A 16992-nucleotide genomic window follows, 5' to 3' on the forward strand; every position below is an offset into this window, starting at 1 on the left:
ACATCAGCCTCCTTTTAGCCTTTAATTCCTGTCAGTGTGATGCCTTCAATAAAATAGCGTTGTCCGATAAAAAATATCAGGACGATCGGAGCCAAAATCGTGCTGGATGCTGCCATCAAGTAAGGCCAATTGGTATTGTTCAATCCCCGAAAAGTCGCCAGCCCCAGCGCCAGTGTAAAATGCTTTTCGTCACTCAAATAAATAATCGGGCCCAAAAAATCGTTCCACACATCAATAAATGTAAATATCCCGATCACGATCAATGCAGGCGAAGATAAAGGAACAACGACGCGCCATAATACAGTTAGCGGTGTACCTCCATCCATATAAGCTGCTTCGTCCAGATCGCGCGGAATCGTCAGCATAAATTGCCGCATCAGAAAGATGTTAAATGCCCCTCCACCAAACCATGCAGGAACAATCAGCGGCAGAAATGTATTCAGCCCACCCAGCTCACGCCACATAACGAAAGTAGGTATGAGCGTCACCGCATAAGGCAACATCATCGACCCGATCAGCAGGGAAAAAATCAGATTGCGGCCAGGCCAGCGCAGACGGGCAAAAGTAAAGGCCGATACAATCGAGGTCAGCATCACTCCTGCCAGTACACACACCTCAATGAGGAACGTATTAAGAAAATATCTGCCGAACGGTACCGACGTCAGCGCTTCCGGGTAATTGCTCCATTGAAAAGGAGAGGGTACCCACTCTGGAGGGAACACGAAAATTTGCGATGTCCCCATCAAAGAGCTGCGAATGAGCCATACGAATGGCAACAGCATTAAAACACTGCCCATAATTAAAACGATATACAGCACGATACGGCTGATTTGGAATGGTTTGGAACGGGTGGCGGTAGCAGGACTTCGGGAGCGTTCAGGCTGTGGAAGTGGATGTTGCGGTGTATCTGAAGGTTTGACAGAAGAAGTGACCTGATTCATGAACGTTCCCCCCCTTCATAGTGAACCCACTTTTTGGACGTGGAGAAAATCAGAACAGTTAGAACCATAATGACGAAAAATAAAATCCAGGCCAGCGCTGAGGCGTAACCGATTTTAGTCTCCGTAAAGGCTGTTCGCCACAAGTAGAATACATAGAACAGCGTTGAATTGTTAGGTCCCCCGTTGGTCATGACATACGCCTGATTGAATGCCTGAAAGGTGCTGATTAAAGACATGACAAGATTGAAGAAGATGGTTGGTGTCATCGAAGGAATCGTAATATGAAAAAATTTATGCAGCCTATTGCCGCCGTCTACCTCAGCTGCTTCATATAGATGGGTGGGCACCGACTGAAGTCCTGCCAAAAAGATAATGACCGTGTTCCCGATTCCCCAAGTGCTCATCATAATCAGCGAGGGGATCGCAGTCTTCTCGTCATAAATCCATTTGCTCCCCGGTAGTCCAACACTCTCCAGCAGTGAATTCAACAGACCAAAATCCGGATTGAACATCCACAGCCACAGCATCGTGTTGGCAATACTCGGCACAATGGTAGGTAAATAATAAATCGTGCGAAACACCGATAAACCTTTTACCTTTTGATTTAATAACAACGCAATGATAAAAGCTGCCGCCAAGCCCAGAGGTACGCTGCCCAGTGCATAATACGTGGTCACGAACATGGATTGAGAAAAGGTAGTATCCTTGGTCAAAATGGTTCGGTAATTATCCAATCCAATAAAGGTCATCTGTCCGCCAATTGTCCAATCGGTTAAGCTGAATACGAACGAGGCCACGATCGGTCCAATCGTAAATATCATTAATCCCAGGATGGCAGGCAGCGCGAATAGCAGACCCCAGTTTCGCTCCATGCGCATCATTCCTGATTTTGGTCGCTTCATGGGCCGTTCTCCTTTCGCAGCTGTCCTGCCGCATTATTCATCCGGGTATACTCCTTGAAGCAGTGGCTGAATAATGGGTTCCAGTTCATCCAGCGCCTGCTGCGGCGTCTTCTTGTTCGTCCAGATCAGATCCAGCCCTGGGGTCAGCTTGGAACCAATATCAGGCCAGTTACGCAGGGTAGAAGTTGACGGCTTGATTGCATAATCTCTGGCATACTTGATGCCAGCCTGCTGAAATTCCGGTGGATGTGCGGCATTATTCGTCCACGACTGGATAGCCTGCTCGTCGGTATAATATTTCTCTTCGATAGGCATCCACAGACCGGACTTGAACAGATCCACCTTTTCGGGATTGTTATGGTACAAATAAAATTCGAGCGCTTCTTTCGGGTGCTTGGTGCTCTGGAAAATGACTGTGGCCCCCGCAACGATCATCGTTTTAGGCTCTTTAAGCTTTGGTAAAACGCCAATACTCCATTGCAGCTGCTTGTTGTTTGAAAAATCGAGCAGAGACCATGTTCCATCTACCACCATTGCAACCTTTCTCGTCTGGAGCCGAACCGTATTGGACGGCATGTCCTGCTGCTGGATCAAATCAGGAGAAACATGCTCCTTGAAAACTAAATCCTGCAGTTTCTGGAATACCTCCACCGACTCAGGACGGTTCAGGGTGTACTTCTTGCCTGTTTTGTCGGTTAAACCTCCGCCATTGCTCGCTAAAAGTGGCCCCCATGAACTGCGGTCGTTGCCGAAGGCAAAGCCGTATTGCACAATATTTTTTGGATCAAATCCGCTGTCTCCCGGATGCTTGCCGTTCTGATCCTTGGTCAGCTTTTTGGCAATCTCCAGAAATTCATCCCATGTCCACGCTTTTTCAGGATCAGCCGGAGGAACGGGTACCCCTGCTTCTGTAAACAACTCCTTGTTGTAAAATAGCTGCATCACTTCCAGTGCAGTGTAATTACCGATAGACTTGCCAGGTTCGCTGTAAAGATAGGAGGATTTGAGCTTGTTTTTTAATTCGGGATATTCGTCATAATAGGAGGATAAATCTAGGAGTCTGCCTTCACTTGCCCATTTCATCGTGAGCGAATCGCCCAGGTAGGCGATATCAGGAAGCTGATTGGCAGCCATTAACGTGTTAATTTTCGTAGTGTAGTCACCAGGGACATGCTCGCCCTTCACCCGAATGTTCGGATGGGATGCATTAAAGCTTTGAATCATCTTTTCCATCGCTTGCTTCTCGTCATTGCTCCCCCAGTACATAAACTTGAGTTCGACCGCATTGGGATTAGCCGGTTCGCCAGCGTTACCACTGCAAGCCGTAAGCCCTGTCAGCATCGCCGTCATCACCAGAGCCATCCATGTCCGTAACCTTCGTTTCCGCAAATCAACCGGCCCCTTCCTGAACTGGTTTCTCCTTACAAGCCTATTATGCGCCGAGAGCCCGTAGCCGACCACCTAACGACTCCAGACTCTCTTTGTTTTGGTATGATTTTTTTAACAGCGCGTTTACAAAAATGTTTTTCGGAATTCTGTTGGCGTTAATCCGGTATGCTTTTTAAAGGCAATGCTAAAATAGTTCGTATCTGCGAAGCCCACAGCTTCCGCTACCTCCGCTACCTTGCGATTCGGGTCCAACAGCAGTTCTCGGGCTCGCTCAAAGCGCACACGCGTCTGGTAGTCAGCGAAGCTTTCACCTGTAACCTGCTTAAAACGGGCACTCAAATATTTGGGACTCATATTCATGTACTCTGCAAGACGGTTCAATCCGCCATCCTCTTGAAGGTGCTCACGAATCCATTCCTTGGCGCGTTGGAATTTGCGCGGAATCCCCTTCTCGCGCGATTCCCGGACTTGGCGCCCCACCCGGACAAAATAGCGCGACACGTAATCAATCATCTCAGGCCCGTGCCGCAATCGGGACAGTTCCAATAATGGGTCCTGCTCCTGTATGGATGTTTGCCCTTCGAATGCATCGCTCTGAACAATGCGCATAACGAACAGGACGAGCTGGGTGACGATCATTTTCACCTGATTGACAGGCAAGCCCGCTAATTGTCCAGACCATTCCTGCAAAATCGCATGTACGGCAGCATCATTGCCTGCTCGAATTTCCGTAATCATGAGCAGTTCCTTCTCTAGCAAATGACTACTGTTCGGCTCGGCCGTCTGAATACTCTCATAGGGGATGATCTGGCTATAGCCCACCCACCCCCGATGCTCTGCCGCTTGCACAGCTTGCTCATAAGCTTCGCAAAGTTGCTCCATCCGTTGTACGGGGCGGCTAATCCCGATGGACATCCCCTGGCTCAATCGTTCCTGCACCGCCTGACGAATCTGCTGTGCCGTCCACTCCGCCGCTCTGCAAGATGCTGTCGCCAGCAGCACAACACGCCGATCGCGGGAAACCGCTGCACTGTGCGCCTTCGCCCCGGCTGCTACCGCAGCCTCTTCCGCCAGTCCGGCGAATACATGGCTGCTTCCATACATGGAACCGTGTGGTGTATTGCTAGTGGCGGCTGTCTCCTGCTGTGGCGCCTCCTCTAGCTCGCAACACAGCACAGTATAAGGCGGCCCACTCGCCTCGGCGAAAAATCCTAGCCCGTCCATCTCCTGAATGACCTCGGCTGCTGGGCGTCGCTGCTGGAGCAGATCCAGCAGCAAATGCTCCCTGTACAATGGCTCCAATGAACGGTGACGGTGAATAGCTTCCTCCTCGCTTCTTCGCCATTGCGCAATGCGATCCTCAGCTCGTCTCAGAGCCGCTTCAAAATCCTCGCTTGTCACCGGCTTGAGCAAATAATCAACCGCTTGAAGCGAAACCGCCTGACGTATATACGTCATAGATTCGTACCCTGTCAGGAATAATAATGGGGTGTGTTGATCCTTTTCCCGAATGGTTTTTGCTATGTCCAGCCCACTCATATCCGGTAAATTAATATCCAGTAAAATGATGTCCGGTCGCCGCTCCATATACAAACGTAATGCCGTTGCGCCGTCCCCCGCCACATCACTGACTTCCACTGACAGGCCACTTTCCGCCACCATCAGCCTCAGTCCTTCCCGAATATGATATTCATCGTCCACAATCAGCAGCCGGTACATGCCATCCTCCCCTTTCTTATTCGGTTCGAATGGGTGCCAGTAAGGTAACCGAGGTGTACTGACCCAGCTCGGTTGTCACAGACAGACCATATTGGGGACCATAATGTCGAAGACGTTCATGCACATTACGCAGTCCAAAGCCAATCGCACTCCCCCGCTCGGCATCTAGCGACTTCCGAATATCGTCCAGACGCTCGGCTCCAATACCGCCCCCATCATCACTGACCGTTAAACGCAAAGCATCGCCTTCCCTAGCACCGGATAACATAATATAGCCGCGGTCGGTACGACCTTTTAAGCCGTGGTAAATCGCATTTTCAACGAGTGGCTGGAGAATCAGCTTGGGTACGTAAAACCCGCAAATATCCTCCTCGACTTCGCAAATCCATTCGAACGAATCTCGAAACCTGAACTGCTGTACCTTCACATAGGCGCTTACATGCTCGACTTCCTGTCCCAAACTGATTTGCTCTCGACCATAACTTAGCGAAATGCGAAAGCATTTACCGAAGGCGCCGATCACCTCTGCCATATCCCGCTGCCCATTAGCCAATGCCATTCCTTTGAGCGACTCCAGCGTGTTATACAAAAAGTGCGGATTAATCTGCGCCTGAAGCGCGCGGAACTCGGCCTGCTTACGCGACAGCAACGCTTCGTAAACCTGCCCGTACAGCTCATGATTTTTTTGCATCATATGAAGAAATCGCTCCCCGATCTGCCCCACCTCATCCTTAGGGTTAAAAACAACGGAAGCAGGAGCTTCAAAAGTTTGGGCTGAGGCTGTGGTGGTCACACTCCCATCCACCGCCATTAATCGGCTCAATTGAAGCAGGGGGCGACGAATCGTATCACTCAGCCGATAAGACAGCATCCAGCCCAACACCAGTGCAATCAAAAAGGTCCAGATGGTCCAGGCCCCGATTTGCCGCGCATCCTCGAATAACACGGACTGATCGACTTTTTGCAGGAGCGTCCATTGTCCCTCATTTAACGGGCCATAGGAAATCATCGTCTGGCGGCCGTTCCATGTTCTCCAGTCCTTCGTAAGCACGGGTCTATCTACAGCAGATTGGGCGATTTGTCGCAATAGCGATGGGTCCGCAGCACTCTGTTCCGGCAATCGGTATACAGGCTCGCCCTCCTGATCCAGCACCCACATCTGGGTATTGCTATCTGTTTCATGAAAAGCAAGCCCCCGAAACAGACTGGCCTTATCGATTTCTAACAGCAAAAATCCAAGCGGTTCATAGTCTCCATTCGTTTTTCGCAGCAGCTTCCCGACGTATATACGATCCTCCGCCATCCCGCGTCCTGATTTAAACGGCGGATGAGCCATCCACATCATAGGTCGCTCAGCGAGCAGACGGCGGTAGTACACACGTGCTTCCTCTAATGTAGGAAGGCCGCCAAAACGGACCGAAACATTCCCTTGATAGAGAGAATGCTTGAGTCCGCCATTGGCGGCATAGATGAGGGAGGACGTGATATACGGCTTGGTCTGGGTTTGCGTACGGACGACCATGCTGAGTGTTTCGTCGTTCCGTAAGTATTCATAATCATCTTCCGGCTTGGTCTCCAGTGTGGACTGCACATCAGGATTGCTGAGAATGGCATTGGTTAGATCATTCAGATCGGAGAGTGTCGCATTAACATAATTCTCGCTCATTTGCCGGGACTGCATTGCTAGCGCTTCCGACTTCTCACCAAGAGAATGGACCGCGATCCGGTAAAAGGTAAAGGTCAGCACTACCATCGGAATGACAGTCAGCACCAGCGTCAATACGATAAATTTCCCACGGATCGTAGGAATCCCGGCGAACTTTTGACGCCCCCTGCCCCCCATTCATCTGCCTCCCTTACACATAAGCTGGAAGCCACGTCCCGTGCGCTGCAATCAGGTCGTCGCACAGAGAAACGATATCATCCATGGATAATTCAGCCGAGGTGTGCGGGTCCAGCATAGCGGCGTGGTAAATGTGTTCTTTTTTCCCCGTCATTGCAGCTTCAATCGTTAACAGCTGGGTATTAATATTCGTCCGGTTCAGTGCAGCACATTGAGGCGGCAAATCCCCGACAAAGGTCGGTGTAACCCCATTACGATTGACTAGACAAGGTACCTCTACACAGGCTTCCTTCGGCAGATTGGTAATCAAACCTGTATTCATCACATTCCCGCCAATCGCAAAGGGCTGATTGGTTTCGATTGCCTCAAATATATAAGAAGCATATTCATTCGACCGTTCATGGCGCAGATCCTGATCGCCCAAAAGTTCCTCACGCATTGTCTCCCAGCGTTCAATCTGGCTCACGCAGCGGCGCGGGTATTCATCCAAGGGAATATTGAAGCGTTCAATCAGCTCAGGGTATGCCCGTTTGATAAAATACGGATGATATTCTGCGTTATGCTCGGACGATTCTGTAATGTAATAGCCGAATTTCATCATCATTTCAAAGCGTACCATATCATGATGCTTTTCCCGCTGCTTGGCGGCAGCCCGTTTTTTAATCTCAGGATACAAATCCACCCCATCCTTGCTCACTTCGAGTAGCCACGCCATATGATTAATGCCTGCGATCTTTGCCTTTACACCTTCCTGCTCCAAGCCGAGGCTTTTGAACAACTCGGGTATACACGCCTGTACGCTATGACACAGCCCTACTGTACGGACACCACCGTGTACGTTCATCACGTTCGTCAACACAGCCATCGGATTGGTATAGTTGAGAAACAGTGCACCCGGGCACACCTCGCGCACCTCTGCCGCAAAATCGAGCATCACCGGAATCGTTCTTAAATTGCGGAAAATACCGCCAATACCAACCGTATCAGCAATCGTTTGGCACAGTCCGTATTTTTTGGGAATCTCAAAATCTGTAATCGTACACGGATCATAACCGCCCACCTGGATGGCATTTACTACATAGGCCGCTCCACGCAGTGCTTCCTTGCGGTCAGTGTAGGAGCGGATCACACAGGTACTCCCCGTTGTTTTTTTCAAATTGGATAAAATATTTTCCGAATCCTTCAGCCTAACAGGGTCAATATCGAACAACGCCAGTTCAAAGCCCTGCAAAGCAGGTGTCAACATACAATCGCCAAGCACATTTTTAGCAAACACCGTACTGCCTGCACCCAGAAATGTAATCTTGCTCATACTTTGTCCCCCATTCACATTTTGTTCGCAGCTCTGCACCTCAAATGCAAGGATACCCATCGCCCCTCTCCCCCTTTGCAGGAAGAAAGTGACGATGGGAAAGATTAGCCATGACTATGCGTTGTTGCCTCTTATTCAGGATACTCCCACTGATTTAGCTGGGCTGATAAGCCGAGACGGTAAGACAGATGTTGCCGGGGATGTCGTAGTTGGCGGGGTTACTGAAGTCTCCGGGCTAATCGGAGTTACCGGTGAAGTCACTGCCCCTGCCTCAATCACAGTCACCTTGGCCAATGCCTTCAACTCTGTCCCTTCCACTTTGCCCTTCAATTCAAACGAACCTGGAGCAGCATATTGTGCAGGGTCTATATCCTCCCATTCCACAGCCACCCATTTGGTGGAGCCTTCTCCATACGTAGCTTCCACTACGCTTGGCAGTTCAAGTTTTTCACCGACATGAGTTGTTACATTCACCTCTTTTAACGCAGTGATGTTCTCAGTTGCCGTCAGACTCTGTGCTGTACCGGAGGCCAGACCTGCCACCTCGTTTGCATTCAAAGCGCGGCTATAGATCCGGAATTCATCCACCAGACCATTGAAATACGGATCAGGGTACTGGGACTTACCGATAAAATTATTTTTCGTCTGTCCCAGACTGGTTGGATTCAAGGTCAGGTTGGTATTGCGTCCCACTTCTTTCCCATCCACGTACAAAATACCTGTGGAGCCCGAAAGCGTGACTGCAACATGCTTCCATACGCCTGTCGGCAATACAGGGGCATCAATCGTCTGCTCCTGTCCTTGCCCGTTACCTTGATTCGTAATGGCAAATAGCATCCGGTTCCCGGCTTTAGGAGTCAGGAACATATATTCATTGGTCCCGGAGCCGAAGTCAAAAATCCGCACATAGTCGCTCAGGCTGTTCGCTTTGACCCAGCCGGATACGGTCAATTGCTGTGCCCGGCTGACAATCCCCGCCGGAAGCTGCACATAGCTGTCCTTGCCGTTCAGGCTCACAGCGTTGCCTCTTTTCCCCGCAGCCCATGCCGCAGTTCCCTTAACGGTAGCATCATTGCCGCTTTCCGATGAATCCGCAGCAACAGCACCGCTGGTTTCGTCGAACTTGTAAACGGCAAGCTGTTCAGGTAACGGTGCCGCCGGTTCAGCTATCACAGTTACTTTAGCCTCTCCTGATAACTGGGAGTCGCTGGCTGTCAGCTTGAATATATACGTTCCTGGTTCAGAAACGTTCACCTTCGAGCGTAGTGATGTTTTGCTGCTGAATGTGACCTTCGCGTTCTGTGGTCCTTCAACCAGACTCCACTCGCTGGTCACCTTTCCTTGCGGAAGTCCATCATCTGTAGCTGTACCTTTCAGAATAATCTGATCCGGCAGCTTCACCTTGGAATCCTTGCCTGCATCAACGACAGGTGCTTTGTTGGGATCAGGTGTGGTGGGTGTCAGCTCTACTGTATAGGAGGATGCTGTACCCATTTCCAACTTAAGCTTATTGGTTGGTGCATACGCATTAAACTTGCCTTGTGATTGACCACCCACTTTAACCAGGTACGTTCCTTTCTTTAAGCCATCAAATGTAACGTACGTAGAATGAGCTTGGCCCGGCGTTTGATTTTTCAATTGGAGCCATACATAATCCTTGGATGTTGCCAGCTTGGCTTCTGTATACTGGTCCTTTTCCAGCTCGATATACAGCTTTTCCGTAATCAGGTTGACTCGTTTGAACAAACCGTCCAGCGGCTTGATCGTATACACGTTACCGCTTTTACTCACCTCTGCACCGTAGCCCGTCAATCCAAAAATTGGATCAATCGCGATATCCGCGCTTAAGGTTTTAAGTGCACCAAACAATCCGAGGTCAGCCTCACCGCTCATGCCGCGCCAGCCGTTAAAGAGCGGAACATTTTTACCGCCGCCGGTACCGTTTGTACCGTTATTGCCTTTTTCTGCTTGATACGTCCATGCAACCGCCCCGATGTTCTCAGGGTCCGAACTGATTTGTCCGGAATTAATCGCTCCGACATTGGCAATTTTGGCAGCATAGGACAGCCGTTGTTGCTCCTCGCGATGATTGTCCTCATGATGACGGATCCAGTCATCCATCGCATATCCCGCAAGTGAAGTCGTGTACTGGAAGTTAAACCAGTTCTCCCCGGTAATCGTCACCGGATCGGTATAGTAGTACCATACAGGCATATGGCCGCGTGATGCACGAGTTTTGGCATTGATTTTACCCATCATTTCCAGGGCTTTACTTTGCTCACCCTCTGTATCTATATTCTGCTTGGCTAACGTATATACAGCCTCTTCGCCTGTATTGTCGTAGCTATATTCAGAACCATAAGGATACTTTGTATTTTTAAAATTGTTATATTTGCGGTCCATTTTTTCCTTGAGATCGTTCGCTTCATCATCGTAGCCTTCATCATGAAGGGTCTGAATAATATCCGGCGTGGTCAGCTCGCCCATCAAACCTGTTTCCCAGTTGTACGCAACCGGTCCTTCATACAATGCTTTGAAAATGTTATAAGCCCGCAGCAAATAGGTTTCCTTCGGATGCTTGTAAGTGACGAGATCCGGGTATTCCTTGGCAATCTTATACATGCTGAAATACGTGTTATATACATGCGGGTATGCATATCCCCGATAGGTCGGTGTATCATTGGGCTCCGGCATCAGGAAATCATGAATTAAATAATCCTCATGATGTCCATTCATCAGATTCGTCCAAATTGCCGTCTCCAAATAATCGTCTACGGCCCGCACCTCTTTGGCGACTGGAGAGAGTGTGTTTTTCTCAGCCAGAAACTGTCCGTGGGTCAGACCCCAATCGTCCCCCCAGCCCCAATAGCCATTGAAAATGTTGCGTTTGGATTTGGTATGCATCATCCAATCGTCAAATACCTTATCACGCAGATCACCTGGCACGTTCCACTGGGTTTTGTCTACCATAAAAGTAGCGTGCCGTTGCAGCGCCTGATCAATCGGCTCAATGGCATAGAATTGTAAAACCGTTTTGTTGCCATTGCCGTATTCTACCGTTATGAAGTTCGGGCCCAGCTTAGTAAATTTCAGTTCATAAATCTGATGTCCTCCAGCCTTGCTATCCGTCTGCGGAATAACGGTTCCGTCTGGATAGGTCACCTTGTTGATCGTTTGCTTGGTACGCAGATCCACCTTCGCCTTTTGATTCGTAGGCACAATCATGCCTGGTACAACTGTAGTATCCACCAAGTTTTCTTGATACAACGTATCTTTTACATCATGCTCGTCCTTTACCGCCAGGAACTTGAAGCCATAGTTTTTGCTTTGTCCTGGATTCAGGATCAGGCTTGTGTTGGGTAAATATCCACGGTTGGTGGACTTGATGACATTGGAATGAATATAAAATACATTCAATCCCTCCAGCCATTTGCCTTCGTTGGCCGGGTTCCAGGCCCATTTGCTGCCCGGATGCTCTTCATCCCGCCAGTGATCCTGATACTCAAACCCAGCGCCTGTTGTGGAATCAGGGATCAATAGCAGGGAAGACCCGATGCCGCTGGGACGCCCAGCTGTAATATAGGAGCTGTTATTGCCGACAAAGGAATGCGTCACGACTCTCGTTTCGTAAATTGCATCACCATAAGTCCACTGTTCATTAAAAGGTAGGGGCAATCCAAAATCGCCAATCTCCAATTTTTTGCCGCTGGTATTCTGTACCTGTATATTCCACAGTACCGAACCATTCGACTCCGCCGAATAGGTTTCAATAACTTTAAAATTGCGTATGCCTTCTGCGTTACTTGAGTTCTCGTACGTGACCGTAACGCGGTTGCCGCTGGTCGTGATCTTACGCGCGTCTGCCGACTTATTCGTCCATGCCTTCGTCCAGCTACCTCCATCCAGTCGATACGTGAACATCAGCTCCCCTAGCCACTGATGATCTGCCGTGTTCTGCTCAGGTGTCACCGTTGCGTTCATGACATATTCGGTCGGAAAAGCATCTCCCTTGATACGGATAGATGAAATCTCGCCATGCTCGCCTGTCTGAATCGTCAGCTTGTCATTAGATAGTTCATGGGCTTCTGCTGTATGCGTCCCAAACAACACAGACGCTGTGGTTAAAAACAAAAACGCCGCCAATATTCCCTTAAATTTCATCAACACGGCCTCCTTTTCGATCTCGGGGTCCTGATTTGCTTGTCAATCAGCTGAAGTCTCTTCATTTCGCCGCAACCTCCTTGGAAATGTAAGCGCTACAACTCTATTGTACAAATCCTTGTCCATTGGTAAAATCAACATTTTCAACCGATTTATATAGGATTTCAACCTAATCGGGGGATAAATCATTCATACCAACAGACACCATGTTTTGGATTAATGAATGGACAAATCGGAAATAATTCACTCATACCGTCTGTAGGAGGGAACAACTTCATGAATTCGAATGATAATCCACCAGAGCAAAACGCTTATTTGAAAGAGCTGAATGCATTATTTATCCCATTGGATGGAATGGAGAATCTGGACCGCATGGTTAAGGCCATCGGAGATGCAGATATTGTGCTGCTCGGTGAGGCGAGCCATGGGACTTCTGATTTCTACCGAGTTCGGGCCGAGCTTTCGAAGAAGCTGATTACAAGCAAGGGTTTTAACATTATCGGTGTGGAAGGAGACTGGCCCTCTGCTTATCGGGTGAACCGGTATGTTAAAGGGATGGAGGGGGCCGATTCCTCGGCAGCCGATGCACTGGGTGATTTTACCCGCTGGCCGACATGGATGTGGGCGAATAAGGACATTCGTGATTTCGCGGAGTGGCTCAAGGAGTACAATGAGGCGAATCACGGCGGCGGCAGTGTCCGTGCGAAGGTTGGATTTTATGGCATTGATATGTACTCGTTATGGGAATCGATGGAAGCGATTATCAGTTATTTGGAGGAGACCAATTCTCCCCAACTGAAACAGGCCCGCAGGACATACGCCTGTTTCGACCCATATAGCAGGGACCGTCAGTCTTATGGCATTGCGGCAGGATTGCTCTCGGAGAGCTGTGAGAAAGAAGTGGTTGAACTGCTACAGCAGATGCAGAGCCGGCGCATGGCGTATCCGGGAAGTGAGGAAGAGCTGAATGCGGAGGTGAACATGCTCGTCACTTCCAGCTCGGAGGCCTACTATCGTACGATGGTCCGGGGCGGCCCACAGTCCTGGAATATACGGGACAAACATATGGTTGAGTCCCTCAAGCGAATCATGTCCTATTACGGGGCCTCGGCAAAAGCCATTGTCTGGGAGCATAATACGCATATCGGTGATGCGCGGGCAACGGATATGATGGCGGATGGCATGGTTAATGTGGGTCAGCTGCTGCGGGAGGATCCAGAACATCGGGTGTTTGCCATTGGCTTCGGGACCTATCAGGGCGAGGTACTGGCTGGAAGAGCTTGGGGATCTCCGGTTGAGAAAATGACCGTCCCGCCCGGACAGCCAGAAAGCTGGGAGTATTACATGCACCAGGCGGGAGGCGGCCGAAATGGCATGATAATGCTCTCCGATGCATCTTCCATGCTGCATACGACCATTGGCCACCGTGCCATCGGTGTGGTATATGAGCCTGCTCATGAGCGGTTCGGCAATTACGTGCCTTCCAGCATGGCGGATCGTTATAATGCGTTTGTTCATCTCGATCGGACCACCGCCCTCCAGCCACTGCCTATCCTTCAGCCGGTTGCAACGGATGCTTTATTTTCAGAATAACAGCTCGCAAGAAACGTCTGTGGGATGCTGGATGGCTGGGTAGCGTTTACCGTCAGGCTTCGGATAATAACTATGAGGCTGGCTCCAATTCAAAAAGTGGCAGGCACAGACTTTATTTTTATCAGTCTGAGCCTGCTGCTTTTTTATTGAACTAAACGGTCCGTTAGTTTTTTATGCATTTATCAAAAAAGGGATGTCCCCATCACGGAAATCTGGAGAAACACCCTCTATTTCCTGGCTTTCCGTCTGGTGCATATGGCGGACGGACGGATGTGCCTGATTCCTTGCTCATTCCACAATTTCCGGTCCTGTCGGCCTTGGAAGTGATCGCTACAACGCAATACATTTATGTCGTAGGCCTCTATTGATATTAGCATCTGCATCGAATACCGCATAGATTTGGCTAGGAACATGAAGGACGGTAAATTCATCTGGAACCTGCTTTCCATTCTTTCTCCTACAGTGTAAAAGAACCACTGAATATCTTCTTGTTTAGAAATACTTCCATTTTGTCTAGAAATTCAAGTACCACAACGAAGAGATCTAGTAACGCTTCAATTCCTCTTCAGACATGTATCTTCCTGACCGATAGAAGGATTTCACTATCCTTCTTTTTCTTTGTCTTTCACTTCACTTTTTTTAAGTAGAATTACGTATAATCAACGAAGTCTTGTAGATTTTCGTTATAGGAGCAGATCGCATCCCCTTCAATCGCCGGGTAAGACATTCCGTAACATCCCTTACCATATCAGGAATACAATTGGTTAATGTGGTCAGTTCTGGATTAGTCATTAATCCTACAGGATGGTTATCAAATCCGATGACGGACATTTCTTGAGGCACGGATATCCCCCTTTGCTTTGCTGCTTTCAATAAACCAGTAGCTACAAAGTCACTACCTGTTATCATTCCATCCGGCAATTGATCAGAAGTAAATAATTGTTCTCCCAAGGCATAACCATCTTCCATAGTCATCAGACCCGTATAACATTGTGATTTTGTACAGGCAAGACCGAATTGTTGGTGAGCCATTTGAAACCCATTCCATCTTTTCTCTTGCAATTGTGTCAGGTGATCCATACAGAAAAACAGATGACGGCGCCCCTTGGACAGCAAATATGCTGTCGCTTGAAAGACCGCATCTTCTTCATCCAATCGAAAGACATCAAGAAACTCTCCGTCCATCGCTTCGTTGCATATGATTCCAATGTAAGAACCTATATATTCTTTAATTTCTCTCTCCGAGAAATGAGAATGAGCAATAACCACGGCATCCATTTCTCGACGTGCCAATCGAGCATACACATCACGTTCATACTCCCGGGATAATTCGGTCTGATAGATGACAAGTTGATACCCCATTGAGCCTAAAGATCGACTTAATGTACTAACAAGCTGACTGAAATAGGGATGTTCCACATCCGGGACAAGCACACCGATATGATTACTGGCCTGTAGACGCAACTGAACCCCCTGCGTATTGCGGACATATCCCAGCTCCGTAATGGCTTTCTGTACTTTTTGTCTGCTTTCAATAGATACATGAGGATGGTCATTTAACACACGTGATACCGTCGACTTGGAGAGACCGCTTACACGTGAAATATCAATTATGGTGGGCAAAATTAACACCTCATCTAAAGTATTGACCTGGGAACGTTCCCTGCAACTATGATATCGTTAACAAACTATAGGAGGAGCTATACTCATGAAAGTCATATATACCCCCGCTGTAACCGAATATCTGATATTGTTTGATTTTGACGAAACTTATTATCCGCATGAATGTTTGCCTGAACAACTCAAAATGGTGTACGAACTGGAACAATACCTCCAGCAGCTTGCCAGAAATCATCAGGTAAAGATAGCTTGGGTCACCGGAAGTAGTGTTCAGCAAATACAAGCAAAAATGAATATAGCCGGTATGACGCAGCTCCCCCATTTTATAGCGAGCAATCTGGGCACAGAGTTGTGGGAAGTCGAGCCTGACGGACAACTGGTCGCTGTTCCTTCATGGGCAAAGATCATAAGGGCCTCCGGATTCTCTCGAAGAGATGTAGAAGATTTAATTAGCGAATTAAAATCAACATTCAACATTGTTCTTCACGAACAGACTCAATTGGGTCAATCGCTATACAAAATGAACTACTATTATTATCCGGTATCAGCGGTCAAAACCCAATATGATATAAGTATCATCAGGCATCTGGCTGCAAATCATGGGATCGGAATTAATATCAATATTTGCAATCCCAAGGCGGGTGATCCGGAGCACGCATATGATGTCGATTTTATCCCCCCAGGAACTGGAAAGAAAGCGGCTGTGCAATTCCTGACGGATTATAGTCAGGTACCCCTGTCCAAAACATTGGCTTTCGGTGACAGTGGAAATGACATCGAGATGCTTCAGATGGTTGCCCATGGATATCTTCTCCAGAATGCAACGGCAGAGGCAAAGTCATGCCACAACAACGTTGCCCCTTATCCTTACGCCGAGGGAATTTTGCATGTATGCAGAAATTTCTTTGGGGAGTAATTCATATAGCGTTTGCCCAGCTATATTTAGCCGATCTAAGTCTCGGTAAATCGTGCGAACCGGCACTTCAAAGCGCATCGCTAGATCTTGCGCACGAACTTGATTTGTTCGTTTTTAATTTTCTACACAAAAGTCACTCCATCCTGCCCATTAGTTAAACAAAGGCAGCCAATCACTTTGATCGGCTGCCTTCTTGTTTGTATTGAACTATCGTATCCCGTTAGCGTAATGGGTTCATTGTCATTAGCCTCAACCGCTTACCTGTTTGCTCAGACTCCTGGCAACAGCTGGGGCATGATGCTTTTGCCATAATCCAAGACGTACTTATTAATCTCTGAGACAAGTTTTGTGTCCTTAGTTTTGTAGTGCACCTTGTTAATTACGAAGTAACCTGTACTAGAATATTGCTCATCACTCGAAAACATCAACGTAAAACGATAAAACAAAAAAGCCGCTAAAATAGCGACTTCAAATGGGACTATGCTCTTGTCCCCCGACAGTTAATCCAGATACAAAATCTCAATCTCGCCCGGAGCGAAGGATTGCTCTGCGTAATTCCCCCCCCAATCACAAAGCGATCTCAAAATGGGTTCAAG

General features: G+C 48.4%; 10 protein-coding genes. 2 read left to right on the forward strand and 8 right to left on the reverse strand.

Annotated features, from left to right (window positions below; all coding sequences use genetic code 11):
- Positions 1 to 14 precede the first annotated feature (14 nt).
- From KSP24_RS10560 to KSP24_RS10590, 7 genes are all read right to left on the reverse strand, one after another.
- A complete protein-coding gene (locus KSP24_RS10560; protein WP_129548784.1) occupies positions 15 to 941 on the reverse strand; it encodes a carbohydrate ABC transporter permease in 927 nt (308 codons plus the stop codon).
- Positions 938 to 1843: a carbohydrate ABC transporter permease gene (locus KSP24_RS10565; protein ID WP_129548783.1), complete on the reverse strand. Its 906-nt coding sequence runs from the start codon at positions 1841 to 1843 to the stop codon at positions 938 to 940. The genes KSP24_RS10560 and KSP24_RS10565 overlap by 4 nt, the downstream gene beginning before the upstream one ends.
- 33 nt (positions 1844 to 1876) lie before the next feature.
- On the reverse strand, positions 1877 to 3232 hold the full coding sequence (locus tag KSP24_RS10570; RefSeq protein ID WP_254207715.1) for an ABC transporter substrate-binding protein: 1356 nt from the start codon (positions 3230 to 3232) through the stop codon (positions 1877 to 1879).
- Between the two features lie 123 nt (positions 3233 to 3355).
- On the reverse strand, positions 3356 to 4951 hold the full coding sequence (locus KSP24_RS10575) for a response regulator (RefSeq protein ID WP_129548782.1): 1596 nt from the start codon (positions 4949 to 4951) through the stop codon (positions 3356 to 3358).
- Positions 4952 to 4967: 16 nt separating this feature from the next.
- Positions 4968 to 6794 carry a cache domain-containing sensor histidine kinase gene (locus tag KSP24_RS10580; RefSeq protein WP_216975100.1) on the reverse strand — a complete coding sequence of 609 codons (1827 nt, stop codon included), beginning with the start codon at positions 6792 to 6794 and terminating at the stop codon, positions 4968 to 4970.
- Between the two features lie 13 nt (positions 6795 to 6807).
- Entirely contained in the window at positions 6808 to 8106 is a 1299-nt protein-coding gene (gene melA, locus KSP24_RS10585) for an alpha-glucosidase/alpha-galactosidase (RefSeq protein WP_216975109.1), read from the reverse strand.
- Positions 8107 to 8241: 135 nt separating this feature from the next.
- Positions 8242 to 12267 carry a DUF5695 domain-containing protein gene (locus tag KSP24_RS10590; protein ID WP_216975101.1) on the reverse strand — a complete coding sequence of 1342 codons (4026 nt, stop codon included), beginning with the start codon at positions 12265 to 12267 and terminating at the stop codon, positions 8242 to 8244.
- A gap of 276 nt (positions 12268 to 12543) precedes the next feature.
- Here KSP24_RS10590 and KSP24_RS10595 point away from each other — a divergent pair, with 276 nt between their 5' ends.
- Positions 12544 to 13860 (forward strand): erythromycin esterase family protein, encoded by a 1317-nt coding sequence (locus KSP24_RS10595; protein ID WP_216975102.1) that lies wholly within the window; start codon positions 12544 to 12546, stop codon positions 13858 to 13860.
- 639 nt (positions 13861 to 14499) lie between these two features.
- Here KSP24_RS10595 and KSP24_RS10600 read toward each other — a convergent pair.
- The gene (locus KSP24_RS10600; protein WP_216975103.1) at positions 14500 to 15483 is read right to left on the reverse strand and encodes a LacI family DNA-binding transcriptional regulator; all 984 of its coding nucleotides are present in this window, start codon (positions 15481 to 15483) and stop codon (positions 14500 to 14502) included.
- Positions 15484 to 15568: 85 nt separating this feature from the next.
- Here KSP24_RS10600 and KSP24_RS10605 point away from each other — a divergent pair, with 85 nt between their 5' ends.
- Positions 15569 to 16396 (forward strand): HAD-IIB family hydrolase, encoded by an 828-nt coding sequence (locus KSP24_RS10605; protein ID WP_216975104.1) that lies wholly within the window; start codon positions 15569 to 15571, stop codon positions 16394 to 16396.
- The last annotated feature ends 596 nt before the right edge of the window (positions 16397 to 16992 follow it).

Source organism: Paenibacillus sp. AK121 (assembly GCF_019042715.1).
In the GTDB taxonomy this organism is placed as follows: Bacteria; Bacillota; Bacilli; order Paenibacillales; family Paenibacillaceae; genus Paenibacillus; species Paenibacillus polymyxa_C.

Bases quoted from the DNA above. Each gene is read 5' to 3' on its own strand.
- KSP24_RS10560 (WP_129548784.1), bottom strand. From the start codon at position 941: ATGAATCAGGTCACTTCTTCTGTCAAACCTTCAGATACACCGCAACAT.
- KSP24_RS10565 (WP_129548783.1), bottom strand. From the start codon at position 1,843: ATGAAGCGACCAAAATCAGGAATGATGCGCATGGAGCGAAACTGGGGT.
- KSP24_RS10575 (WP_129548782.1), bottom strand. From the start codon at position 4,951: ATGTACCGGCTGCTGATTGTGGACGATGAATATCATATTCGGGAAGGA.
- KSP24_RS10580 (WP_216975100.1), bottom strand. From the start codon at position 6,794: ATGGGGGGCAGGGGGCGTCAAAAGTTCGCCGGGATTCCTACGATCCGT.
- melA (WP_216975109.1), bottom strand. From the start codon at position 8,106: ATGAGCAAGATTACATTTCTGGGTGCAGGCAGTACGGTGTTTGCTAAA.
- KSP24_RS10590 (WP_216975101.1), bottom strand. From the start codon at position 12,267: ATGAAATTTAAGGGAATATTGGCGGCGTTTTTGTTTTTAACCACAGCG.
- KSP24_RS10595 (WP_216975102.1), top strand. From the start codon at position 12,544: ATGAATTCGAATGATAATCCACCAGAGCAAAACGCTTATTTGAAAGAG.
- KSP24_RS10605 (WP_216975104.1), top strand. From the start codon at position 15,569: ATGAAAGTCATATATACCCCCGCTGTAACCGAATATCTGATATTGTTT.